22 protein-coding genes are annotated in these 25,511 nt (G+C 56.7%); 8 read left to right on the top strand and 14 right to left on the bottom strand.

Features of this window, described 5'->3' with window-relative positions:
* The first annotated feature begins 26 nt into the window (after positions 1-26).
* The 5 genes from PZA18_RS09990 (at position 27) to PZA18_RS09970 (ending at position 5,457) form a co-directional block, all read left to right on the top strand.
* A complete protein-coding gene (locus tag PZA18_RS09990) occupies positions 27-1,409 on the top strand; it encodes a hypothetical protein (protein ID WP_284100693.1) in 1,383 nt (460 codons plus the stop codon).
* Between the two features lie 284 nt (positions 1,410-1,693).
* Positions 1,694-2,194, top strand: a complete 501-nt coding sequence (locus tag PZA18_RS09985) for a type III secretion system chaperone (RefSeq protein ID WP_284100692.1) — start codon at positions 1,694-1,696, stop codon at positions 2,192-2,194.
* A 70-nt stretch (positions 2,195-2,264) separates the two neighbouring features.
* Positions 2,265-3,392: a hypothetical protein gene (locus tag PZA18_RS09980; protein ID WP_284100691.1), complete on the top strand. Its 1,128-nt coding sequence runs from the start codon at positions 2,265-2,267 to the stop codon at positions 3,390-3,392.
* Positions 3,393-3,781: 389 nt separating this feature from the next.
* Complete coding sequence (locus PZA18_RS09975) at positions 3,782-4,186, top strand: zinc-ribbon domain containing protein (protein ID WP_284100690.1); 405 nt, start codon at positions 3,782-3,784, stop codon at positions 4,184-4,186.
* Between the two features lie 50 nt (positions 4,187-4,236).
* Positions 4,237-5,457 (top strand): RtcB family protein, encoded by a 1,221-nt coding sequence (locus PZA18_RS09970; protein ID WP_284100689.1) that lies wholly within the window; start codon positions 4,237-4,239, stop codon positions 5,455-5,457.
* A gap of 85 nt (positions 5,458-5,542) precedes the next feature.
* Here PZA18_RS09970 and PZA18_RS09965 read toward each other — a convergent pair whose 3' ends face one another.
* The 9 genes from PZA18_RS09965 to PZA18_RS09925 form a co-directional block, all read right to left on the bottom strand.
* The gene (locus PZA18_RS09965; RefSeq protein WP_284100688.1) at positions 5,543-6,070 is read right to left on the bottom strand and encodes a hypothetical protein; all 528 of its coding nucleotides are present in this window, start codon (positions 6,068-6,070) and stop codon (positions 5,543-5,545) included.
* Positions 6,071-6,146: 76 nt separating this feature from the next.
* The gene (locus PZA18_RS09960) at positions 6,147-8,228 is read right to left on the bottom strand and encodes a UbiD family decarboxylase (protein WP_284100687.1); all 2,082 of its coding nucleotides are present in this window, start codon (positions 8,226-8,228) and stop codon (positions 6,147-6,149) included.
* A gap of 118 nt (positions 8,229-8,346) precedes the next feature.
* Positions 8,347-9,888 (bottom strand): GMC oxidoreductase, encoded by a 1,542-nt coding sequence (locus tag PZA18_RS09955; protein ID WP_284100686.1) that lies wholly within the window; start codon positions 9,886-9,888, stop codon positions 8,347-8,349.
* A gap of 121 nt (positions 9,889-10,009) precedes the next feature.
* Positions 10,010-10,879 carry a hypothetical protein gene (locus tag PZA18_RS09950; RefSeq protein WP_284100685.1) on the bottom strand — a complete coding sequence of 290 codons (870 nt, stop codon included), beginning with the start codon at positions 10,877-10,879 and terminating at the stop codon, positions 10,010-10,012.
* A 54-nt stretch (positions 10,880-10,933) separates the two neighbouring features.
* On the bottom strand, positions 10,934-12,505 hold the full coding sequence (locus PZA18_RS09945) for a ferritin-like domain-containing protein (RefSeq protein ID WP_284100684.1): 1,572 nt from the start codon (positions 12,503-12,505) through the stop codon (positions 10,934-10,936).
* A gap of 15 nt (positions 12,506-12,520) precedes the next feature.
* Entirely contained in the window at positions 12,521-14,311 is a 1,791-nt protein-coding gene (locus PZA18_RS09940) for a GMC family oxidoreductase (RefSeq protein WP_284100683.1), read from the bottom strand.
* Positions 14,308-16,134, bottom strand: coding sequence for a GMC family oxidoreductase (locus PZA18_RS09935; protein ID WP_284100682.1), 1,827 nt, complete (start codon positions 16,132-16,134; stop codon positions 14,308-14,310). The genes PZA18_RS09940 and PZA18_RS09935 overlap by 4 nt, the downstream gene beginning before the upstream one ends.
* Positions 16,131-16,622, bottom strand: coding sequence for a hypothetical protein (locus tag PZA18_RS09930; RefSeq protein ID WP_284100681.1), 492 nt, complete (start codon positions 16,620-16,622; stop codon positions 16,131-16,133). The genes PZA18_RS09935 and PZA18_RS09930 overlap by 4 nt, the downstream gene beginning before the upstream one ends.
* 957 nt (positions 16,623-17,579) lie before the next feature.
* Entirely contained in the window at positions 17,580-18,701 is a 1,122-nt protein-coding gene (locus tag PZA18_RS09925) for an alpha/beta hydrolase (protein ID WP_284100680.1), read from the bottom strand.
* 75 nt (positions 18,702-18,776) lie between these two features.
* Between PZA18_RS09925 and PZA18_RS09920 the strand changes: the two genes are divergently transcribed.
* The 3 genes from PZA18_RS09920 to PZA18_RS09910 all read left to right on the top strand — a co-directional run bounded on the left by PZA18_RS09920 (position 18,777) and on the right by PZA18_RS09910 (position 20,942).
* A complete protein-coding gene (locus PZA18_RS09920; protein ID WP_284100679.1) occupies positions 18,777-19,646 on the top strand; it encodes a helix-turn-helix domain-containing protein in 870 nt (289 codons plus the stop codon).
* Positions 19,647-19,743: 97 nt separating this feature from the next.
* Positions 19,744-20,151 (top strand): VOC family protein, encoded by a 408-nt coding sequence (locus tag PZA18_RS09915; protein WP_284100678.1) that lies wholly within the window; start codon positions 19,744-19,746, stop codon positions 20,149-20,151.
* 44 nt (positions 20,152-20,195) lie between these two features.
* Entirely contained in the window at positions 20,196-20,942 is a 747-nt protein-coding gene (locus PZA18_RS09910; protein WP_284100677.1) for a lysophospholipid acyltransferase family protein, read from the top strand.
* 112 nt (positions 20,943-21,054) lie between these two features.
* Here the strand turns inward: PZA18_RS09910 and waaF are convergent, their stop codons facing one another.
* From waaF to PZA18_RS09885, 5 genes are all read right to left on the bottom strand, one after another.
* Complete coding sequence (gene waaF, locus PZA18_RS09905) at positions 21,055-22,092, bottom strand: lipopolysaccharide heptosyltransferase II (protein WP_284100676.1); 1,038 nt, start codon at positions 22,090-22,092, stop codon at positions 21,055-21,057.
* Between the two features lie 54 nt (positions 22,093-22,146).
* Complete coding sequence (locus PZA18_RS09900; RefSeq protein ID WP_284100675.1) at positions 22,147-22,350, bottom strand: zinc-finger domain-containing protein; 204 nt, start codon at positions 22,348-22,350, stop codon at positions 22,147-22,149.
* Positions 22,351-22,449: 99 nt separating this feature from the next.
* Positions 22,450-23,370: a branched-chain amino acid transaminase gene (locus PZA18_RS09895; protein WP_308447360.1), complete on the bottom strand. Its 921-nt coding sequence runs from the start codon at positions 23,368-23,370 to the stop codon at positions 22,450-22,452.
* 119 nt (positions 23,371-23,489) lie between these two features.
* Positions 23,490-23,888 (bottom strand): GFA family protein, encoded by a 399-nt coding sequence (locus PZA18_RS09890; protein WP_284100674.1) that lies wholly within the window; start codon positions 23,886-23,888, stop codon positions 23,490-23,492.
* A 429-nt stretch (positions 23,889-24,317) separates the two neighbouring features.
* Positions 24,318-25,481: a tetratricopeptide repeat protein gene (locus PZA18_RS09885; protein ID WP_284100673.1), complete on the bottom strand. Its 1,164-nt coding sequence runs from the start codon at positions 25,479-25,481 to the stop codon at positions 24,318-24,320.
* Positions 25,482-25,511: the final 30 nt, after the last annotated feature.

Genomic DNA, 25,511 nt, shown 5'->3' with positions numbered 1-25,511 from the left:
AGCCACTTTAATTAAGGGGTAAAATCATGTCACAACAAGTTAGTGCCAATACCATAAAATCACAAATCCTCAATAACAATATTGAAGATTTACAAAACAACCAGAAAGAACAAACGGAGCCAAATAATCTAGCAATCAAGTCAATGTCCGAATGCCCAAGCCATAACGCGTCAGCCCCACAATTAAACAGTCAACCTAACATTATCAGCAACAAGAAAAACGACGAATCAGGAATATCTGACAACTCAAAATCCGCACCAAGCATTAGCAGCATGAAATCCTTTCCCCCTAGTGGCGTTAACAAATTTGCCAGCAACACCATATACGGCATTCACAATGCCCCTTCATTAATAATAAAAAAAACCAGCAGCTTCTTCTGGAAAGAAGATACAAATAGCATTCAATCAAAGAATGAAATGGATGATTTCAAAAAATCCATAAATACCAACAAAAGTGAAATTAACAAAATCTGGGATACACAACTAGAAAAATCTGACGACACCGCCTCATCCAGAATATTCAAATCCGTCGACAATATCTTTGATGAGTACAAAATTGGGAAAATTGACAACAGTGAATTTGGATATAACATAGAAAGCAAAGAGGACTTCCGAGCTGCAATGTTTAGCGGCGCCCATCTTATTATCGAAGACAAAGGAAAATTTTATAAGGAAATGATTAAGGATGAGAATGCCGCAAAAAGATTTGGCAGCAGTCATCATAAAGACAGCAATGATCCCGCATACGGCATTAATTCCAATGACGTTGAAGAGCACGGTCACTTGCTATTCGGCACTACAGCAAAGGGAAACTCCTATGTTCAGTTCGAAGCACATTCAGATGGATCATCGAAAGCAAAACCCCAGTCCAATGATAACAGCAATACTAACGATAGCTGGTTAACCTGGCAGACAGTTAGCAACTCAGTCAAAAATGTTTCCAGTGGGATAGAAAAAACAAAAAATTTAGCTAGCCACACTATGGATTTTGTCAATCATTCAAAAGGAGATAAATTTGATCAAATTGGAGCTCGCCATTTCTCCATCAAGGCTAGCGAAAAAGATGGGAATCATCTTGTAGCCTATCAAGGCCACATCAACAACATCAACAACAACATCAACAACAACAACAACAACAACAACAACAACAACAACAATTATAATGAGCCACTTCTCAGTTCAAACATCGATTTCATGGATAACAAATTATTCATGAAAAAAGGAAACAATATCAAAGAAGACAATGACCAACTCAACCAGAAAATTGAAATCAATGCCAACAATTCAAATCATAGCGAACTTGATAAGTCTCAAGCAGACTTAAACAAACCATCATCGAAAGAGGATTGGAATGCGAAGTACAACAACAATAACAATAACAATAACAATAACAACGATATTGACGAGTAAAGAAATAAATGATGGCTATCAAAACCACCTGGATTCGTTCAAGAAATGAAAATGCTCTTCAGTATTAATTACGCCTAGCCACTCTGTCGGCCAATGAGAAAACTCTCATTGGTCGATTACACTTTTCTACTCAGGTGGATTATTGGTTTAGTCATCACCCTTTTAGCACCAGACCTCGCACTTCCACATTTCTTCCACATTCCAGCCACATTCCCTGCTTTTTTCTCCGTCAAAGTTCACCCCATAGCGAACGGCGCCTCGCCGACATACCAAGGAGTGAACTCATGGACTTTCATACCCTCGTTACCGAACTTGGCCGTACCCTGAATCTCGACACCAGCGGCATTACGCCTGACCAGCAATTAGTGCAGATCAATTTTGAGGACGACTCCGAAGTCATCCTCAGCCACCTCGCAGACCGCGAAGAAATCGGCATCTCGGCCGAGCTGTGCTTTGCCAGCAATCCGGGCGAAATCGCCACTGTTCTGATGGAAGCCCAGGCATTCGGCCTGCAGACCGATGGCTGCCACTTTGGCTATAACCGCGAGGCCGGCAAGTTCATCCAGATCCGCACCCTCTCACTTGCCAGCCTCGACCCTGACCGCCTTTTGGACACCCTCAAACGCTTCCTCGCGGTACGCAGCGATTGGAAAACCCGTGTCGATAACGGCGAACTCGCCAACCAAACCCGCCAAAACCTGCCAGCCAATGATCGGGGCACCATGCCACTGGAACGGCCGCCAGTGGACGACGGGTTTATTCCGGGGTCAATGCAGCTTGCATAGAAAAAGCCTCTTAATTTCCTCCAGAAAAGCATCGAGCTGGAGAAATATTTAAATATCAACAGGAAAAATCATGAGCGACAGAATTGCCGGCAACACCTCCCCACGCAACAATTCAATTGAATCCAGTGGCATTGAAAAATTTGATAATACTCAGAAAAATACAACCGGCATTTCGGCAATGAGCGATCCTGATGCCGGTCACCATGCATCGCCCAAAACTTCTGCCAAATCAAATATCAGCACCATTCAAGCATCATCGCAACAAGCCCCTAAGCCAGAAAGCATCGCGCCAATAAAGCCCTCAACACTGCAGAGCTGGGGAGCGACAGCTGGATATACGCTTTCCTTATTTTACAAAAAAACAGAAGAAAGAGAAGGTACATTTGATGGATCAATTAGAACAAACCATAATCTGGCAAACCAATCGTGGAGCACTGGTTTGAACCAATCATCGAGCGAGACAACACGAAATGTGTATCAATCGCTAGATAATATTTTCAGCACAAGAAACATTGTCAGGGGTACCGGAGATGGGGGGAATCCTATTGCTGTGGCTGATATAGGTCATTTTCATACAGCCATGTATTCTGGCGCCCATCTGATTGTCGAAGATGGCGGTCAATTAGCCCAAGACCTCTTAGCCCAAAACGGAGCCGAAGAAAGAATATCCAGCCACCATCCAGGCGGTGGCCCGCAGTATGGCATTGATCTACAACCAAAAGGCTCAGGCCACGTTCTTTTTGGGACAACCAATCAGAATGATACGTTTATTCAGTTTGAAGGTAGCGGCCCTAAGGAACCCGGACATGCCGGTGATTTCATCGAACACACATCTAATTATTATAGTTACCTCCAGGTTGGGGCACAGGGCTTAACTATTCCAGCAAGCGAGAAAGATGGCAGGCAGCTCGTTGCTTTTGGTTCAAAGGATAATAGTCACAGCCTAAATAGTGGTGTTCAATTAGAGATAGCTAACGACGATCGGCCGCTTACCAATATGCATGGGGAGATAGTGGATGATCAAAATAACGCAATCATATCCGCCAGCGAGCTCGAAGATAATCGTCCATCAGAAAAAGTCAGTGAAAATGCAAAGGACGATAATAAAACCACCGAGATCGGCAGGAGTCAAACGGTAGATAAGGCAGATAACCAACAAAAGCCTGACACAAAACATTTGCCGGATGATTTTAAATAAGCTCATGCGGCCAGGCTAAAAGTTAGATCAGATCTAACAAGTATTTTCGGTGAGAAAACGCAACCGAGAATTGACGGGCTGAGGAATTTTGCCTAAGAAAGCGAGAATACCTCAATTTTCAGTGCCTCTCGACGGATCACCAAGCGTTTTTCAACAGCCTGCCAAAGCCGGGCTCCGCCGGTTTGAGCCCCGCTATGCGCAGCATAGCCTCACGCCTTAACAGCCGCCCTTGGCGGCTTTATCTTTTTATATATTCTCCTATCAAAGAAAATACCAAAATTCAAACAAAGCAAAACCAAAAATCTATAACTATTTGTTTTGTATAGCAATAATTGCTTGGCACGCATCTAGCTAAAGTCCATCCATCATCCCCACCCAGGCCACTCACCATGCTCAGCAATAAACAGAAGCGGGCCCAGCTTCAGCAGAAACGGGCGCAGCGGCGCGATAAGCAGAAAGCGGATGTGCAAGCCGCCTTGCGCGTCGAGTCGATGCAGCGGCCGAAGCAGTCGATTGCGGTGCAGCGGGGGCGCCTGGGTCGTTATTGCAGTTATGACGAGCCGCGCTTTGTTGCACGCGGGTGGTATGAAGATCTGCCTTTTGTCTGCCGTGACTGCGGTAAGCAGGAGGTTTGGACAGCCAGGCAGCAACAATGGTGGTATGAAGAAGTAAAGGGCTCGGTGTGGGCCACAGCGGTGCGGTGCCGGGCATGTCGTCTGGCGCGCAAAGGACCATGTCCGGCACCGGCATCCTCACCAGAGAAGCCCGTTGCAGATCAAACGACGCAGCGCTGATCGATCAAGCAGCCGCTGCAGCACGCTTATTTATAGAATTGGATAAAGACATGACGATCAAGCAATACGAATCTTTAACCGTGCCGAATGGCGCCGAAATCAAGATGTGGACGCAGGGTGTGCCGGTTGAGGAAGACGCCCGCAAGCAGTTGATGGCCACGGCCAAGATGCCGTTTATCTACAAGCATCTGGCGGTGATGCCGGATGTGCATCTGGGTAAGGGTTCGACCATTGGCAGTGTGATTCCGACGCTGGGTGCCATCATTCCGGCGGCGGTCGGGGTGGATATTGGCTGTGGAATGATTGCGGCCCGCACTACGCTGACGGCGGCCGATCTGCCGGATAACCTGGCACCGCTACGCTCGGCGATCGAGGCGGCCGTGCCGCACGGCAAGACCATGGGTAAGCGCGATAAGGGGGCTTGGGAAGATACGCCCAAGACCGTCGATGCGATGTGGGGTGAGCTGGTGAGTGGCTTCAAGCGGATCACCGAGAAGTATCCGGCCCTGGAGCGCACCAATAACCATAAGCACTTGGGAACGCTAGGAACCGGCAACCACTTTGTTGAGGTGTGTCTGGATGAGGAAAGCCGCGTCTGGTTCATGCTGCATTCGGGTTCGCGTGGCGTGGGTAACGCCATCGGCAACCTGTTTATCGAGCTGGCACAGGCCGATATGCGCCAGCATATGGTGAACCTGCCTGATCGCGATCTGGCCTACTTCGAGGAAGGTAGCCAGCACTTCAACGACTATGTGGAAGCCGTGGGTTGGGCGCAGGATTTCGCCCGCCGTAACCGTGCGGTGATGATGCAGAATGTCATTGCTGCGGCCCGCAAGATCATCAGCAAGCCGTTTGCGGCGGATGTGGAAGCCGTGAATTGCCACCACAACTATGTGCAGCGCGAAACGCACTTTGGCCGTGAGGTATTGGTGACTCGCAAAGGGGCGGTATCAGCACAGAAGGGGCAGTTGGGGATCATCCCTGGCTCAATGGGGGCCAAGAGCTTTATCGTGCGGGGTTTGGGAAATGAAGAGGCGTTCTGCTCGTGCAGCCACGGCGCCGGCCGGACCATGAGCCGGACTCAGGCCAAAAAGCGCTTTACGGTGGAAGACCAGGTTCGCGCCACCGCGCATGTGGAGTGCCGGAAGGACGCGGATGTCATCGACGAAATCCCGATGGCGTACAAGGACATCGACGCCGTCATGCAGGCACAGTCGTCACTGGTTGAAATCGTGCATACCTTGCGGCAGGTGGTGTGTGTGAAAGGGTGATCATTTGACAAGGTGGGCGCCGCCAGCAAGGTCGGCGCCCGCTTTGGCTTGGTGGTGGCTGACGACTTCTGGTGAAACCCAACCTCTATACAAGCAAGTAGGCAAAATTTGTATTCTCGATATGTTCAGCTTTGATAAGCCTTGACGGGCTTTCCGGAAAATACTCTCCCGCAATTATTTTTAAATCATCCTCTGGATTTGCCTTGAAAATCCCTAAAGCCCAAAACGAGCGCATGTCAATTTCAGAGCGTTTCATCTTTGAAACCTTCTCCATATCTTTTTGCATGTTTGTTATGCAGGAAACCATGCTTGGATTCTGTTTTACTTCCAGTACCGCATAGGCATCAACTCGCCATCCTTTTTTTCGGATCAGGAAATCCGGCCGGAAATGTAATCTATTTTTCTCACTACGCCGATCAAAACCTAATTTGTATTCTCTCCACCATTCCGGCTCGCTGATATGTGAAGCCAGAAAATGCGAAAATTCAACCTGAAACCAAATTTCCCAACCCGTTATATTGTAATCATTAATTACTTTAAAACGTTGGGGAATGTATTCTTGCGAGAAAAATTCGTGAATCAGCGTACAAAGATAGTCAAAGTCTGCTTGCATGATTTTCGACAACTCCTGTTCTGGCTGACCCGACACACCCGCTTACGCGGGTATGTCGGGCCGGACGGATAACGACTTAGAACCCCCACTTCTTCCATTTATCCAATACCCGCTGCTGTAAAGGCTGTGGGTAGTTGGTTTCGAAGGACAGCACCTGTTCCACCGGCTGGTTGATCTCCTGCTGGATCGGCAGGCCGCTATAGATCGACATACCGACCTTGTTCTTGCGCGCCGCCAGAAGCGGCATGTCGTACCACTGCTGCCAGGTAATACCGGGCTTGCCTTTCTCCAGATACAGATACTGCCCTTGTACCGGGTTGTTGCGGGTGGCAAAGGCCCAGATCACGGCATCCATCTTCGAAGGGTCGATGTCCTCGGCAAAGACAAAGATCTTGGCGGGTTTGATGGGCTCGTACGCCGACTCGAACACGCCGGCAATCTGATCCATGAACTCGGCGATGGTGTAGCCCGTCTGCTTGTGCCAGTCATTGGCTACCTGCACCACAAAGTAGTTGGCCTCCGGGCCAAAGGGCATGGCGCATTTGAGAATCGGCAGGTGGCACTTTGGCACCGGTTTGTCCTGCGGGGCGGGGAGCGCCAGCTTCTTGGCGTGTTTGCCCGGTTCGGTCAGGCAGCTGTAGATCACCAGTCCGCCACGGCCTTTGAGTTTGGTGGCGACACTCAAATAGATTTGCAGGCCCGTGCCATCCGAGTCGTACTGCGGATACATGAAGGTGCCACCCATCGGCTCGTTGCGGGCGATGAAGGCAGCCAGCACCGCTTCGGCATCGTCCGGCGATACATCGTGGTCCACCACAAACAGCTTGGCCGTGGTCTTGCCAACGTGAGCGGTCCAGTAGACGTTGGCGATCTTGTCCATGAACTGTTCGACGCTATAACCGGTGGTTTCCTGCCAGTCTTTTTCGGCACGGATCACCAACCAGTGTGATGCCGCATGGAAAGGGATAAAGCAGTCGATGATCGGTAGCTGCTCCTCCTTGAACAGCTGGCGCGAGGTGGTGCCCAGCGAGAAGCCGCCGATCATCAAGGTCGAGTCGATCGGAATGCCGGGAATGCAGATGGGCAGGATGGCGTTGTCACGGAAGGTAATGCAGGTGATCTCGGCCGTGGGCTGCAAACCGGCCGAGCTGGAGAGATAACCGGGGAACTCGCCGAACGGCCCTTCGGCGGTGGTCAGCTCGCGGGAAACGCGGCCCTCGATGATGATCTCGCAATTGGCCGGCACCATGATGTCGCTGGTTTCAGCCTTGACGAGTTCGATGCCCTCACCGAACAGGGCCGAGGCATATTGATACTCGTCATGCCAGGCCGGTGGCGCGGTCGATAGCTGCAACGCTGCCGCTGGCGGCATGCCGAGCGCAATCACAAACGGGCAGTCCTTGCCTTCGTCCTTCCACATCGTATAAATCATGCCGTTATGCTGGAACGGCAGCCACAGGCCGCAGGTCTGGCGTTTGGCGTAGTAGACCCCATCCTCGAACACCCATTTGGTCATGAAGTCCGGGTCAATGCCAGTGGCCTGATTGGGTCGGCTCGATGCCACCATGCCACGGCTGAACGACCAGTTGGTCCAGCTGTTCGGATCATAGGTATAGCTGCCGGGCGGCAGTTGGGTGCCGGGCGGGGTGGTGGCGATAATCGCCCCGGCCGTCTGGAAATAACGGCCGCCGTCGCCGTCGTGCAGGATGGGCGATGGCAGGCGGGTCAGGTCGATGTCATCGCCAAACCACTTGTTCTGCTTGCAGGGCGCCTTGTCGGGCTCCACATAGACAGGCGGATGCGGTGGACCGAAGGCCACTTCCATATAGGCATCCTGAATTTCCATCAGGGTGGCGTCTTCCGGCATGCCCAGCATCAGCGCGAGGCGCTGCCACTTTCTGCCCGGAGCCGCGCTGACTGTCGGGCCCATCTCGCAGGCCCGGAAGCCCTTGGCGCCCCGGATATTGTTAAAACGGGGAAATGCGGCCGTGGTTTCGCAGGCGTGACGCAAAATCGCGCCCATTTCCAGATTCCAGTTCACCTCGTCGTGTATATCGACCAGTTCGCCACGATCTGCGAGCAACTGCAGATAGTCCCGGTAAGAGCGCGGGATCTTGGCCTGGTCGATCTTGAGTTTGCGTTTTCCGTTCGTTGTCATGTTCACCGCCACGTTGATGAGCAAGGGAAGGCATCACCGGCAAGCATTCGCCGGGGCCGGGCAGTCCCTCGCCGTGCGCGCCGCACGAGGAGGGCCTGCCCGGCTGGGGAGTGACCGTTTATTTTGCGATGTACTTGGCCAGGGCAAATGCCTGGGCAATACCGGTCAGAGTCGGGTTGAAAGAGCCGGGACGCGGGAAAGTCATGCTGCCCAGGGCAAACACGTTGTCGAAGTTGTGCATCTTGCCGGAGGTGTCGGTCACCGACGAGCTGGGGTCGGTACCCATCCACAGGGTGCCGGCCTCGTGCACCATGCCGCTGTTGCGAATCGACTTCGGCGGTACCGACTTCCAGACGATCTTGCCGTCATCGGTGGTGTGCTGATATTCGACCGGGGCATTGGCTGCCAGCACATTGATGGTCTGGTAACTGACCTGATCCATGAACGACCAGAACTTCTCGTCGCTGGGCTGCATGGTCATATGCACCAGATTCTCGCCTTGCGTGGTCAGGCCCACGTAGTTGGGCGAATCGGCACTGCGCGTGCCCAGAATTTCGCCCATGGTGTGCAGCATGATCACCACGTAATTCGGGTCTTGATACGTCTCGACCGCCTCGGGGGTCGAAGCATCGGGCAGCACTTTATAGAGCACCTCAAGCGAATCGCTGGGGTGCGGGTTGTGAACCACCGAGACATGAACATGGAACAGCCGGCCATCAGGCGACTCGCCCGGCACGTAGTAGCCAGTCACCTGCAGCCCATCGGTCAGCGCCGGCACATCCTGTGCCGGAATCCGTACCGGCAGGAAAGAGCGGATATGGCCGCAAAGATTCTTGCCATACAGCGGATTGCTCGGGAAGGAACGGGACAGGATGAAACCGGCTTCCAGCGTGTTACAGGCCAGGATGACGTTGGCGCCCTTGCAGTCGAGTGTGCCAGCCACGGTTTCGATGGAAGTCACCGTTCTGCCATCCGCAATCAGGCGCACGACTTCGCTCGATACCGACACTGCCAGATTGGGGAAGCGCTGCACGCTTTCGATGAGGGTAGGAATCGGTGAAAACTTGGCGAAACCTTCCGCTGGCTGGCCGTGGCCGATGGCCATGGGCGAATCGAGATTGAACGGGTTGCCCTGCGGCGTCACGCCGTCAATGTCCTTGAGGCCACTGAACAAACGGTCGCGCATCAGATTGGCCAGCGACAGATTGTCGTTGCCCGGTGTTGCCAGCGAATACCGGCGACCGATGAACTCACCCGAGGCGTACCACTCGTCGCGCAGATTGGCGATGGCCTTTTCCGGCCAGTCGATCAACTCGGTGCTATCCGGCTGCGGCACCCAGGCATTCCAGTAAAGCGCCCGGCCACCAACAAACGGGATCTGCGGCATGAAGTTCAGGTTGTTCGGCCCCTCGAAAACCCAGGGACGCACACCGGTCGTGGTGTTCAGGTCGATATAAGCCGGCGGCAGATTCTGGATATGGTCAGGAATCAGATAATCGCCTTTTTCCAGAATCAGAATCCGGGCATCCGGCTTCTGCTCGAGCATGCGATGCGAAAAGCTGGTGCCGTAAGCACCGCCGCCAATCACGATGTAGTCGTACTTTTCGTTCTTGATCTGATCAAAGGTCTTGAAATACAACTGGTCGATCTTGTTCCCCACGGGATACCTCCAGATTGCTTTTTCATCGGCAGACGGGGCATAGCCAAGCCATGCCCCGCATGCTGTCTGTTGGATTTGAGGGCGGCTTGGCGCCCTCACCTGCCCGGCCAGACGTCGGCGCTCAGGGGTAGTAAGCGCGGCTCTGGATGGCGGCCGGGGCGCTGTTCATGGTCTGCACGGCAAATGGCAGGCTGTTGCCGATCAGCACCTGGGTTTCCTCACGCATCGGATGACTGCTGTTGCCATAAGTCAGCGCAACGCGGCCGGCATCGTTCGGCGAGAGGAAGTAGGTATTGAACGCCTGCTGAATATTCCAGCGGCAGGCAATCATCTTGCCGTCGTGGGTGCCGTACTCGGTGATCGGCGAAATATTGCCGGGGATCGGAGTCAGGCCGTTCAGGTCGGTAATCACATTGAAGATAAACTCGCCCGCCGTGGTGGGGTCGTTGATCTGGAAGCCCCAACTTTGATCCCACTCGGGGATGTAAGGCACCGAATCCTGACGCAGCGGGTTGGGCGACGGCAGATTAACCTGGAACGAGGTCTTGAATTTCGGCTCGCCAAACAGCTCGATACCGGCCTGGATGGCCACATCGGCATCGCACGGTACGCGCACGCGATGGTTGCCCAGAATCTTGCTCTGGTCGCCATCCTGGATGAACTGCACGGCAGTCAGCGGCAGCACCTTCGAAGCCTGCGATTCGGGATAGGCAACGATATTCAGCTCCAGCTCCTGCGTTACCGATGCGCCGGAAGTGGCCCAGGACTCGATCGGGGTGTTGATACCGGATGAGAACTGGCCGGTGTACAGCTGGAAGTTGTAGCTGACCATGGCCTGACCATCGAACAGTGCCGGCTTCAGACCCGTCCCTTTCAGGAACGACGCCACGTTATCGACAGGCACGAGGTAGTACACGCCGATATTCGTCAGCGACGAATAGTAGAAAGGCATGGTGAACGGATAGGGAACTGTCGGGTAATAGTGTTTCACTCTAACTACTCCTTCCTTTCAGGGTAAAAAAACGCCTTGCCGTGTTGCGGTGGCTCAGGCTTTGCTTTGGCCATGAATGGCCGCGTCGATCCGGGATGGATTGAAGTACTGACGAATCAAAGTGATTTTGTGGGCGCTGTTGAAGCGGTACAGAATCGCCCAGTCGTAGTGATAAGGAACGTTATTGCTCTGCACAAAGCCCTGCTCGCCGCCATAGGCCATGGCCTCGTTGTCACTGAAGAAGGTCTTGACCGAACCGGCGCTGACAAAGCGCACCGTATCGTTGAGCAAACTCCAGAAGCGCGAATACCCGTCGTGGCCATAGAACACCCCGGCATAGGGCACCGAGGGCGGGCCGGAAATGTCCCAGACCACGTCCTCACTCAGGCACGACAAGGCCAGCTGCAGATCCCCCGTCGCAAATGCCTGATTCAGCGTGTCGATCGTCTGTTGATTGGAACCTGCGGCACTGGCGCCGGAGAATGGGCAGCCGCCGCCACGAATCGCCAGTGAGGGAGAGGTGGCGACATATTCAAAGGTCGGAGAACTGAACAGCCCCGGCTTGCCTGGGAAAGGATTGGCCATCAGACGACGGACACTGTCACGCAGGTCGCACATCGCCACTACCGACTTGATCAAGAGCTCGGGCCGCCCGGTGAAGGCCGCCTGCAGCATGGCCAGAATCCGGCAGTACTGCACATTGAATGCCGCCACCGCATCGTGAACCTCTCCCGGTGGGTAGTCCGCCAGCTTGGCGTTGGGCAGCGTGTTCACCGCCCGATGCCACGGCACCTCCAGACGCTCGCCAGTCGGTCCGCTCTGCTGGGTATCGCCCTCCTTGTAGAGGCGCTCTTCGTGCAGCTCGTTGAAGCGGAAATAGTGGGCAACCATGCGGAAGCCGGCTTCGCGGGCGCTGTCCTTACCGGTCCAGATGGTGTCATTGGCGCCCTCCCCCTGGTCGCAGATCATTTGCAAGGCGCGGATGGCGCTGAGCAGATTGCGCACCTCGATCACACCGCCGCTGCCATCGTAGTAAAACGCCTTGGGGGGAATCTGGTGGGCCGGGTTGCCGCAGAAAATCGCCGATTCACCAAACCTGGCGACTGCGGCGCACAGACGGGCCTGGATATAGTGGTAGAACTCGCTGATGTTCATGCTCGATACATCACCCGCATGCGCAGTCTTGACATCGACATCACGCGGCTGCTCGATATCCAGCCCCTGCTTGACGGCTGCTTTCGAGAACGCCAGCAGACTGACCTTGATGCCATCCAGACCATAAGGCAGGGCCGATGGGTAGTTGGGCATGAAGTCCGGGCTGTCGATGTTCGGCTTGCCACCGATCGCATTGAGCACATTGCCCGATAGCGTCAGGTGCAGCATCTCTTCAACAACCACCGACCGCACCACTTCCAGAATCCGCCACTGCACATCGTCGTCGATGCTGTACAGCATGGTCAGATACGGCGGGATGGTGGCGTGCTCCAGCAACATGGCGTTGTGCAACAGGGTGCGCAGCGCTGCCAGTTCGGATTCCAGATCACTTGCCAGTGTTATCGATGCCTTCGAATAGTCCTGGACGAATTTTTTCGCTTTACTGATTGAAGCTTGGGCGTTGAGAGGCATGGGAAATATCCTTGGCTAAAAGCGGGTTGCCGTTGCGAAACACAAGGCAGCCATGGTGATGGTCGGATTGGACGTGCCGAGCGTGGGCATGCTGCCGCAGCCGGTCACATAGAGGTTTTCGTGGTCCCAGGCACGTTGCCAGCGGTCCACAACCGAGTTGTGCCTGTCCGTCCCCATGCGATGGGTACCGGCGATATGCCCAACCCCCTGCCAGACGTAACCATTGCCCTTCCAGTCGAAATAACCGTAGCTGCTGGGGTCAAAGGTCGTTTCGTCGGCAATCCCCAGGTGTTTGAACACCTTGCTGCCAAAATCACGGGCAAACACCATGCCCTGCTTGCTGTAGTCATCGACGTTGTATTGCAGCACCGGCCGGAAATTCCCGAGCGCATCCCGCCAGTCGGGGCTGATCTCCACCCGGTTGGCATCGCTGGGTAATTGCTCGGTCATCATGTCGATGCGCACCTGGCGCGGCACCATATCGGTCAGCGAATCGCGCAATTGCCGGCCGAAAGCGTGCTGTTCGTCGATCATGCGGATGGTCGTGTCATTCGGATCGTTGAATGGCCAGTTCCAGCCCCAGTTGCCGATTTCCAGCACAAAGCCCGCGCGCTCACGCCGGAATTTGCCATTGCGGTAATTCACCAGCGTCGAAGTCAGCCCCGGCCCACGGAAAGCTCCGATCGCCTCTGGCGCCAGCCCCCAGGACAGAATGGCCGGGTGATCCATCAGATTGCGACCCAGTTGCCCGCTGCTCTTGCACGCGCCGGATGCCAGCAGCAGGGTCGCGTTCTGAATGGCGTTCGCGGCCAGGATGAAGGTGTCGGCTTTCAGATAAATCGCTTCGAAATCCGCACTGCGGTCATCCCGCCAGACCTTGCACTCCAACCCTCTGATCCGGCCGTTGTCCGGGTCGATGTCGAGCTTGCTGACCACGGTTTTGGTCAACAGATCGACGTTCGCGTGCTGGAGGGTCTTGAGCGAGTTGTAGCGGGCCTGCACCGGACAGATCGGCAAGCAACTGGAGTTACCCATACAGCGCTGGCCAATTGATGGATCGCCGACCGCTCCCTTGGGCGTGAAGCCCTCGCCCCCATCAAACCGGGGGTTGGGAATGCTGTTGCGCGCCTGCGGAATGCTGCGCACCATCACCGGCTCGCCGAGTTCATCCACCCGCATATTGGCCAGCCCCTTGCTGAACCAGCCATCGAGATAGCTCTGCGGTATGCGCTCCATCGGGTAGACGTAGCCCGGCGAGAAGTGAATGCCCAGGTATTGCTGATCCTGCACATTCGCCGACACGCCGATTTCGCGCTCCGCCTTCTCGTAGAACGGCTGCAGGAAGTCGTAGTCGATCGGCCAGTCAACCGCTACGCCGTAGACACTACGCATGGCGAAATCGTCGGGCACCATGCGCGGGCAACTGCCAAACCAGTGCAGCGAAGTCCCGCCGACGCGCCGGGTAAAGGTACTGGCAAACGGATAGGGGCCCGTCTGCACAAAGTAGCCTTTGGCACTGACCCCCCCCTTGGGCACCGGCTCGACATCGGTTTCCATCGGCTGTGGCGCATTGCTGCAGTTGGGAAAGGGGGCGTTGGGGATCTTGATCGTCGCCGTGCGATAACGATCGACGTAATCCAGATGCTGCCCGAAGCTCAGGGCATCGCCGGTTCCAGCCTCAACCACCAGCACCGAATAGTTCTTGCCGCTTAATTCCTTGGCCAGAATCGACCCGGCAAAGCCCGATCCGACGATGATGATCTGGTAGTGCTTGCTGAGCGCTTCATGATGGTTGATCTGCCTCATGGGTGGTTGCGCTCCAGATCGTCAATCATGTTCTGGGCAGCCCACAGACTCAGTGCGGCCATGGTCAGAGTGGGGTTGGAAGTCCCCAGCGTGACCATATTGCCGCAGCCAACCAGATAGAGATTGTCGTGATCCCAGCAACGCTGCTGCGGATTGACCACCGAGGTCTTGGGCGAGCTGCCCATGCGGTGCGTGCCGGCAAAGTGGCCCGCGCCATTGAACACCAGCCCTTCGCCGTTGTAGGTGAAATAGCCAGGGTCGCTTTCCGGGTAGCTGGAGTAGTCCTTGATCCCGGCCTGCCTGAAGATCTGTTGCGAGACCTTATAGGCGTTGTAGAAGCCGGCGCGTGTGTAGTCAGACAGGTTGTAGTGGATGACCGGCCGGAAATTGCCGATAGCGTCGCGATACTTCGGGTCGATCGTTACCCGATTGCTGGCTTCGGGCAGCTGCTCGACCAGAATGCCGAAGCGGAACTGCCGGGTCACCTCGTCATTCAGGGTTTGCCGCAGCTTGGGGCCATAGAGCTTCTGGGTATCCACATAGTCGATCAGATTGGAAGCAGGCGCGCCGGCCGGCCAGCCCCAGCCATCGTTGCCCATTTCCAGCCGGAAAGCGGCATGGCTGGAACGGAAGCGTCCCCCACGCAGATCTTCGATTCCACTGGTGGCCAGCGGCCCGCGCATTGGCCAGACTTTTTCCGGCATCAGGCCCCAGGTCAGCAGCTCGGGGTGATCCATCAGATTACGACCGACCATATCACTCTGATTGGCAGCGTCCGATGCCAGCAGCAATATCGCATTGGGTACCGCATGGCCCGCCAGCACATACAGCGTGCCGTGCGCTACATGCTCGGTGTAATGCGGGCTGTGCATGCTGGTGTAGTGCTTGTAGCGGATGCCGGTCACCCGCTTGCTCTTGGGGTCGATATCCAGCTTGTAGGCGACTGACTTCGGCTGAATCGACAAATGATTCTCGTCGGCCTCATTCAAGGTCTTGAGCGCGTTGTACTTGGCCTGCACCGGGCAGATCGGCACGCAGCTCGAATTGCCCATGCAGCGCTGGCCGATGGCCGGATCGCCCACGGCACCGCGCGGCACATAGCCTTTGCCATGATCGTAGCGCTCGTTCGGAATGCCATTGCGTGATGCCGGCGTGCCCCGCACTTTCAACGAAACCGAAGCCCCGCTGATCTTGACCTGCATGCCATCCACCGACTTGCTCAGGGTCTGATCCACATAGCTGCGCGGCATGCCATGCATCGGATACACGTAGCCCTTGGGAAACTGCACCCCCAGATACGACTGTTCCTCGACATTGGCCGACACCCCGAGTTCGAACTCGGCTTTCTCGTACCAGGGTTGCATGTCTTCATAACTGATCGGCCAGTCCTCGCCCACCCCGAACAGTGTCTTGACCTTGAAGTCTTCCGGCAGCATGCGCAGCGAGGTGCCCAGCCAATGCAGGGTGGTCCCGCCCAGATAGGTGGTGTAGGAGGAGCGGAACGGCAGCGGCCCGTACTGCACGAAATAACCCTTGGTCGAAGGCGTGGGCGGCATCTTCTCGACGTCCAGCACCGTCGGCTCCGGCGCGTTGGGATTGACCGGATAAGGTGCGTCGGGGATCTTCGCGGTCTCTTTGTAATAGGTATTCAAAAATTCCTGATACCCGCCATAGTCACTACCGGTGGCCTCGCCGCCTTCCAGAATCAGGCAGCTCTTGCCGGCCCGCGACAGCTGCTTGGCCACCAGCGCGCCAGAGATGCCACCGCCCACAATCACCACGTCGTAATGCTTCTTTGCCTCGGATGGCTTGATGAGTTTCATGCTTGCCCCTGATCTTCAGATAACGGAGGGAATGACCAGGCGCCAAAACCTTGCTGCTTGGCTCCTTGCGGGTGGGCATGAATGGCCGTCCAGACCAGCCCGCTGATATAGCTTTGCGACGACGGGATCATGGTGTCGTTGGCGTTATCCGGGTTGTACCACTGGCCCAGATACCAGAGCTTGATCAGCGATGCGGCCACTTTCGCCGGCTGGCCATGGCCATTGATCAGCTTGTGCAGATAGGTTTCGTTCTGAGAGGAAAACAAGGTGCTCGACAGCCCGCTGAACAGGGTGGCGAGCTTGGCATCCTTCTTATCCAGGTAATCGGTGATGATCTGGTAATAGGTCAGCACCTGTCCCGTGCCGTACAGATCCACTTCGTTGAAGCCAGTCAGTTCGCAGGAAAGCTGAACAAAGAACTTCAAGTCGTCCTGCGACTTCAGCGTGGTATACGCGTGACAAATCGCATAGTCGGGTTTCTCAGTCATAAACTTGCTCCAGACAAAACAGCTGCATTGAAGACAGGAGACCAATCCGGCCCCCTCGCAGCCACCGACGATGCTCACCCCATCGTCAGCAACCACCAGACCAGACAGCTCCACAGGCTTTCACAGGCCCTTGCTGCACACCAAGCCACCACACAGGCCGATGGCATCGGCCCCTTTCCTGGCTGCAATCAAGTGCCAGTAACCGTCACGGAACGGTCACCATCAAGCGCCACTGGCTTGCCCCGAAGACGGCCACGGGGGTACGACAGGCATGGGCAGGGTCGATCGGCACCGCCCCCTGAATCCACGCAAGCGCTGTACAGAAGCCAATAGCGCCAGGATTTCCTGAACCAACATTGGGGTACTTCGAATATCCCGGTTTCCAGGCTCTGTTGACGTAACGCTGCCATCACGCTGGGCGCGCAACGGCGTGTTTCAAACCGCTAAGCGGGGAAACAGATCAGCAAAATGACGTGAACAAGGTCTGAATAACGGGGATCAAATCAGCTGCCATTCAGCGGCAATTCAAAAGTCCTGGCGCTGAGGTATGCAACGGGCGCATGGGATACTCCTCCTGAAGAGCTTTGTTTTTTGGGTTGTAGCTATTTGATAGAGGGGCATGCGGAGAAAAGCAAGATTGGCATCTTGGCGAAATTTTTCGCCTCAACGTCGAGCGAAAAGTGATAATTTAACTGACACTCAGTCAGAAATTCAGGACAACTCGCCAATCAGCAATAGGTGACTGAATTCTTTGTATTAAAGCCAATTGAAGCACAGTGCCGCACAGATGAATGGCCTGAAACCAGCATGGCGACAGGGGACAAAAGACCGATAAGACAAATATTCAGAAATATTTCGTTTGATTGTTCGACATTTGAATCAATTGCAACCAAATCCTCATTCCGGGGCATCACGCCGTCAGCCCAACACCCCGGGGTCTTCTTCCGGCAATCCTGCTCAGGCCATGGCTGCGACAGCCGCACGCGGCGCCGGGTCACGCCGTTCTGAGGTCATGCCCTGCGGATAGGTGGTGAGTTCAGTGAAGGTGCCGGCATCGAACCGGTTTGGCTGCCCCAATGCGGTGGCAATCGCTTCGCGCAGCAGGGCAAGCGCCTGCCGGCTTTCAGGCAGATAACTGCCGTAAGACTGGAATTCATGGTTCATCTGCGGCCAGACATCCAGGCGTACCGGGCAACCCTGCGCTGCCACGGCCTGCGCAAAGTCACGAATCATATCGACCAGAATCTCCCGGCCACCGGCCTGCAGATAGATCGGGCCAAGATCCTGATAAGACTGGCAAATGGGCGATAGCTCGGCATCGCTGAGGTTTTGCCCGCCTTTCAGCCACTGCGCAAACTGCAGGGTCATATAGCCCTGCACCAGATCGTAGGGGTCATTGCCGAACTGACTGGCGCCGCGCCGGCCAATATCCGTCCAGGGGCTGATGCCGATTGTCAGCGCAGGCCGGGGCAAGCCAGCCTGCGGCAGGCGGGCCAGCGTCATCAAGGCCAGATGCCCCCCGGCTGAATCGCCACACAGCACCAGCCGGGCGGGCGCCACGCCTTGATCCAGCAAATAAGCATAGGCCGCCAGCCCGTCTTCGAGTTGCGCCGGGTGGGCATGTTCCGGGGTCAGGCGATAATCGGGCGCAAACACCGGCACGCCCAGCGTGTGTGCCAGGCAGGCCGTAAAATGCCGGGACACCCCAGCGTAAAAGGCATACCCCCCGCCATGAAAATGCAGCAAAGTGGCATCACTCTGGCGCTGCGACGGAATAAACCAGTGCCCGCGCGGCGCCCCCGGCTCGCTGGGCCGGATTTCGACATCGGGATAGGTCTCCAGCACGCCATAAACGCTATCGAAATAAGCTCGGCTGGCGTCGATATCGGCACTCAGCCGGAAGGCGTGGTTGAATTGCTCCCGCATGAAAAGCGTGGCGTACTCGAAAAGGAAAGGCCACTCCGCCACCAGCGGCCGACCCACCGCCCGCCGCGCCAATACGGCGATCGCTGCCTGGGTAGATACCGCCATGCTGCGCAGCCGGTGTGACAAACGTCCCTGAATGATGGTTTTTTGCATTGCCTGCTCCTGCATGAATGATGCGCCGATCATGCCGGGGGCGATAAACAGCCGCTAGAACGGAAACGACACATCATGCCACGCCCTCTCGCCGCCCTGCACACCCCTTCATTTGCCCTCGGCGCCTGCCTGATTGCGGCGATTGAGCGCGATACCCGGGGTTGTCCACTCAGCGATGCAGAACGCTTCAACTACTACCCGGCTACGCCGATGGCGATGATTTCATGGGTATTTTCCGGCCAACTGCATCTGGTCGAAGACAGCAGCCCGGATGCGGCGCCCGTGCTGGGGCCGGCGCTGCCACGCCTGACCCTGAGCGGCCCGCAGCGCCGGCCGACAACCAGCTGGTCTCCCGGCCCGGTACATGCCCTGTCGGCCGGCTTTTATCCCGAAGCCCTCAGCCGCCTGATCGGCCGGTCGATCGAACCTTATCTTGACCAGACCGTACCGCTGCAGTCCGTGGCAGACCCAACCTTCATCAGCCATTGCCAGGCGGTACTCGATACCGGCAGCCAGGCGCCGTTTACCACCCTGCAGCGCGTGCTCGACACCCTGTGGCAGGAACCCGGATGCGCCACGCAACCGCCTCATCTGGGTGACTGGCTCCGTGCCTTGAGCACGCGGGCCGCCCATTCACACGGCGGCAAAAGCCTGCGTCAATTGCAGCGGCGCATCCGCGACTGGACTGGTCAGAGCTACCGGGATCTGCAGCTGTATGTCCGCGCCGAAGCAGCGTTTGTGCGCAGACAGGAGATGGCAGACGCGGGCCCGCTGGACCTTGCCAGCCTTGCCGCAGACGCAGGCTTTGCCGACCAGTCGCATATGGGGCGGGAAATCCGCCGCATTACCGGCCTGTCTCCTGCCCGCTTCGGCGAGCATCTGGCCCATGACGAAGCCTTCTGGTACTACCGTCTGATTGCCGACGAATTGCGAAGCCATAGATAGGCATTGCTCATCCCCCTGACAAGGCCACCTGGCTTGGCCGGGAACCTCATCGCTGCAGGCGTTACCCATGAGGTAATCCCACTCAAGAGACATTGAGATGCACACACAGAAATTTGACCGCAGGTTTGATCACATCGGCATTCCAACCTCGACCCCTCGCGCCAACGAGCGCTACAGCAGCACCTTCAAGATGTATACGTCTGAAGACGAGAGCAGCGACTTTCACATCCAATACCACCGCTTCGAGCCAGGCAGCTCGCTGCACCCGCTCATCCAGACCTTGCCACATATGGCCTATCGGGTTGATAGCATTGACGCGGAAATCACGGGAAAAACCTGCCTGCTTGGCCCGTATTTTCCGTTTGAGGGCTATCGCGTCGCGATGATTCTTGAGAACGGCATGCTGATCGAGTTGATTGAAACCCAGCTTACCGAAGCAGAAATCTGGAAGAGTCCGAAAACGAAGTCTTATATTTACCCAGAGGACAATCTTCCTGCGAATTAGGCACCGTCGGCATCCGCCCTGTGCCAGCCCTGTGGAGGCAACGCATGCTATGGCTTGGCAAGTGGCTGAAGATTCTGGTGGCCTGGCTCGATCTGGCCATGTTGACGCTGTGGATGCTGCTGCTGGCCCTGTTGCCACCCAGCTGGGTAAAGGGCTTCTACCCAGTCTGGTTTCATCGCTGGTGCCGCTGCTTTGTCAGGGCACTGAATGTTGATCTGCGCCTGTATCAACAACACAAAGCACCATTGCCTGACCACTACGTACTGATCGCCAATCACCCCTCCGCCTTTGAGGACGTGGGTATTCCTGCACTGTTTCCGGTGCGCTCGCTGGCCAAAATGGAAGTAAAGGACTGGTGGCTGGTTGGCCGCATTGCGGTGGCTGCCGGCACGCTGTTTGTTCAGCGCGAATCATCCGAATCACGCAAAGCTGCCCAGCAAGCGCTGATCGACGTGGTGCGCGCCGGTGCCAATATCTGCATTTATCCGGAAGGTGGCTGCAAGGGGCGACGGGTCGCGCCACGCTTTTTCAACGGCCCGTTTGTGGCGTCTTTTGAAACCGGGGTGCCGATCCTGCCGGTATTTCTGCACTACGAAGCGCAACAGGCATTTGAATGGGGCCCCGGTGAACATCTGCTGCAGAAAATGTGGCGGATTCTGACCAGCCCGAACAACCGCGCCAACTGCTATGTGTTCGACCCGATCAACCCCACCCACTTCAGCTCAGCCGAAGCCATGAAGGAACATGCCCACCGGCTGTATATGGAGTGGCAGAAGCGGTATCTGATCTAGGCTCTGTTGACGTTTTGTTTTCGGTCGCGCCGGGTCGCTTTGCGGCAGGGCGAGTGCGGCTTTAGCAGGGACGCATTGCACTGGATATGGCGCGAACCGCCAAGGGCCAACCCTACTCGGAGACTGTGGGGGTGCCTACCCGCTGCAGCAGGCGTGCCATCGCCCGTTCAACCTGTTCCGGCAGCAGATTCTGCATGCAGTCGAAATGCTGCAACGGGCACTCACGCTTGAAGCAGGGGCTGCAGCTCAGATCCAGGCTCAGAATCTCGGCCTGTTCGGTCAGTGGCGGCGTAAACCCAGGGCTGGATGAGCCGTACAGCGCAACCAGCGGCCGCTGCAGAGCCGCCGCCACATGCATGAGCCCCGAATCATTGCTAACCACGAGGGTGGCCAGCGATAACAAATCAACTGCCTGTTCGAGGCTGGTGACTCCACACAGATTGCGGACATTACCCGCACTACCCGCCATGATCGCCTCGCCGGCCGCTTTATCCTTGACCGACCCGAACAACCAGACCTGATAACCATGCTGACCCAGCCGACGGGCCAGCTCGGCAAAGTGCTGCGGCGGCCAACGCTTGGCCGGGCCGTATTCGGCACCGGGACAGAAAGCGACCATCGGCTTGTCGAGTGCCAGGCCCAGACTTTTCAGCGCTTTGGAGCGACTGACCGGGCTCACCTGCAGACGAGGTTCCGGCAGCGGTTGCGCCAGCATCTCGCCACGCGCCTGCGAGAGGATGGCAAACCGCTCAACCATTTTTGGCAAGGCGCGCGGATCCAGCTTGCGGGCATCGCTCAACAAACCGTAGCGAAACTCCCCCACGAACCCGACTCGACGCGGAATGCCGGCAAACCACGGAATCAGCGCCGATTTGAGGGAGTTGGGCAACACAATGGCCTGATCGTACCCTTGCCGTTTCAGCTCACGCCCCAGACGCCAGCGCTCGGCCAGCCGCAAGGCACCATGCCCGAACGGATTCTCGATGACCGCATCGACTTCCGGCATGCGCCGCAACAGCGGCAAGGTGAAGGCAGGCGCCATCACTTCCAGCTGCAGGCCGGATAGAGTGTCCTTCAGGCGGCGATACAAAGGCTGAGCCATGACGCTATCGCCAACCCAGGCGGGCGCGACAACCAGAAATTTAGGCATAGGGCAGATCAGATGGCGGCAACCGGATGCCGATTGCCGTCTTGGGAAATGGGATCAGTGATGGCCGTGAGGCAGCGGACCGTTCAGGACATACAGCGTGCCACAGTACGGGCAGCGCGCTTCGCCGGTCTCTTCGATCGGCAGAAAAACACGGGGGTGCGAATCCCAAAGCCGCATATTGGGCATCGGGCAATGCAGGGGCAAATCTTTTGCAGTGACTTCGATTCGGCGCTGGTTGTTGTCAATAAGTTCAGCCATGGTGATTCCTTACAACGAAACCGCCACGCCATCTTCCAAACCAGGACGATGACGTGGCAGGGGTTCTACTAAGATTGATGAAGTCTTACACGCCAGCCATCAGACCAGCGACAGCCAGTCGGCGTGTTTCGGCGCTTCGCCCTTCACGCAGGCAAAGTACATCGCCTGCAGTTTCTCGGTGATCGGGCCACGCTTGCCTTCGCCAATCTGACGGCCGTCCAGCTCACGGATCGGCGTGACTTCGGCAGCCGTGCCGGTAAAGAACGCTTCGTCCGCCACATACACCTCATCCCGGGTAATGCGCTTCTCGATGACTTCCAGACCGATCTCGGCGGCCAGTTGGAAGATCGTGTTGCGGGTAATGCCATCGAGGCAGGAGGTCAGATCCGGCGTGTACATCTTGCCGTTGCGGATCACGAAAATATTCTCGCCCGAGCCTTCGGCCACATAGCCTTCCACATCCAGCAGCAGCGCTTCGTCGTAGCCGTCGCGCGTGGCTTCGGTGTTGGCGAGGATGGAGTTCATGTAGTTGCCGTTGGCCTTGGCCTTGCACATCGTCACATTGACGTGGTGGCGGGTGAACGAGCTGGTCTTGACCCGGATGCCCTTTTCGAGACCATCAGCGCCCAGATAGGCCCCCCACGGCCAGGCAGCGACGATGATATGCACGTCATTCACCGGTGGCGCCACGCCCATCTTGCCCGAGCCATAAAACGCCATCGGGCGCAAATAGCAGGACTTCAGGCCGTTCTCGCGCACGACATCCAGCTGGGCCTGATTCAGGGCTTCCTTGGTGAAGGGCAGCTTCATGCCAAGAATATGGGCGGAGCGGAACAGTCGGTCGGTGTGGTCTTGCAGGCGGAAAATCGCCGGCCCTTTCGGGGTTTCGTAAGCACGCACGCCTTCGAATACGCCCATACCGTAGTGCAGGGTGTGGGTCAGTACGTGGGTCGTTGCCTCACGCCACGGTACCAGCTTGCCGTCATACCAGATCACGCCGTCACGGTCAGCCATCGACATGGTGTCTCTCCAATTCTATTGAGCGTTTGTAACCTGGTCATTTTACCGGCTTTGGCTGCGTCCACACCAGACGAAACACAGCCGCCACCGTCACGGGCCAGGGCGGAGTACTCGTTGATTCAGCCCGGATATCGCTCGAAGGCTTTGATTTCATGCAGATGTTCAACCCACTGCAGGCGCTCGGCGGTTTGAATCTGAATGGTGGGTGGCAAGGCATCGGGGTTGTCGAGCGTGGAGGCCTGGATGTCTACGAGCCCCGGCAGGACAGCCGCATTCCGGTAGAACAGGCCCGTGCCGCAGTCCGGACAAAAGCTGCGCAGTGCGCTGCCAGACGAATTGATGGTCTTGACCTGCCCACCACTCACCGTCAGTGCCGACTCGGGATACATCGCCCAGGTCACCATCGGCGCACCGGCGCTGCGCCGGCAATCGTTACAGTGGCAAAGCGCGACAACCTTCGGCTCGCCGCCAAGTTGGTAGCGGATCGCCCCGCACAGACAACCTCCCGAATACGTCATGAAAAATTCCCCGAAGCAGTTTCAGATAATCAACCGGCTTCAGGGTATCGCATACGCGCTGGATTGGCTCACCAATCGGTGCGGCTGTAGACCTGACGTCAACAGAGCCTAGGCTCTGTTGACGTTTTGTTTCCGGTCGCGCCGGGTCGAGTTTTGGGGCAGGGCTAGGCAGGGTAAGTGCAGTTTAGCGAGCTAAATAAACGAACCCTAACGACGCCATGTCCCAAAATTCGACCCGGCCCGGAGGGTTTCGTCGGGTTTGGGCCTGCTGCCGCGTTGACTGCCAGGCTGTTGGCTTGCGATGCAAGCCTTACAGCCTGTGCGCCCAGACGGGAAATCGCGTGGCTTATCACTAAGCGGCGCGCTTTTTGCCTTGCAGCAGGCCCAAATCCGACGAAACGCGATCCGGAAATAAAATGTCAACAGAGCCTAAGTCAAGCGCGTTTTGCCCAGGGACTTGCGCATCGCCTGCAAGCGCAATTGCTCGATCAGAGGCAAGGGGCTCATTTCGGGCAAGGTGCGTGCCAAGGCGGCATCGTAGACCGCCTCACCTTCGGCGGCCTGTCCCTGCTGGATCAACAGTACCGCGTGGGCAAATTCCGAACCAAACCCGGCGGGGCCAAGCCTGCGCGCCAGCCGGATGGCCGACCGCGCCGCGTCATGCTGTCCTTGCAGCGCCAGCACGGCCGCCAGGCCGCCATGCGCTTCGGCAAAATTCCGGTCCTGCGCCAGCGCCTGATCAAACGCCTGTCTGGCTCCGCTCAGATCTTTTGCCATCAGCCGGGCCCAACCCAGCGCCACCAGATTGCCCAGATTATCCGGCGCCAGCTTCACCACGACGCCCAGCGCCGCCATGGCCTGATCAAACTGTTGCAGATGAAAATAGCAAAGCCCCAGACCCTGCCAAGCTCGGGCATCCAGCGCCTGACGCTCTACCGCGCTGACAAAGTACGCTTGCGCCTCATCAAATTCCTGCAGCGCCGCAGAGGCATAGCCGGCCACCACCAGGGCATCCACTGCGCCCGGATCGCTTGCCAGCACTTCTCTGGCGCACTGGTAAGCTTCCTGCATCTGGCCGTGATCGAGATACAGCTGTGCCAGATAGCAACGCGCCTCGTTGCCCGGGCTCTGGGTCAGCCAATGCTGCGCAAGCTTTATCGCCTCATCCAGCTGAAGCTGATGATGCAGGCTGCGGCACCAGTAGGCGGTATTGCGCGGGTGCTCCAGGCCCAGGCCGGCAGCCTGCTGGAAGCACTCGGCCGCCTCCGACCAGCGCTTCTGGTAAAACAGGCTGAAGCCGAGGTTATGGCGTAGCGCCGGGTCGTCAGCGTTTTCTGCCAGCAGGCTGCGCAAGAGCATTTCGGCGTCGGCAAACTGGTGGCAGGACAACAGCACCGAGGCCATGCGACTGCGCGCGGCCGGCAAGCCAGGAGCTTGCAGCAGGCAGTGCCGATAGCCTGCCAGCGCCTCGTCAAAACGCCCGGCACGATGCAGCTGGTCGGCCAGGGTCAGCTGCAAGGTCAGATTGGTCGGGTCCGCCATCAGATAGGTCTGATAGCGGGCAATGGTTTGATTCAGATCTTCCGCATTCATTGTTCGATTCCCTGTGGGCTGGGCGGTCTG

It is taken from the genome of Parachitinimonas caeni (assembly GCF_030129945.1).
Taxonomy (GTDB): Bacteria; Pseudomonadota; Gammaproteobacteria; order Burkholderiales; family Chitinimonadaceae; genus Parachitinimonas; species Parachitinimonas caeni.
The sequence above is the reverse complement of the archived record's forward strand: the minus strand, read 5'-3'. Positions and strand labels throughout refer to the sequence as shown.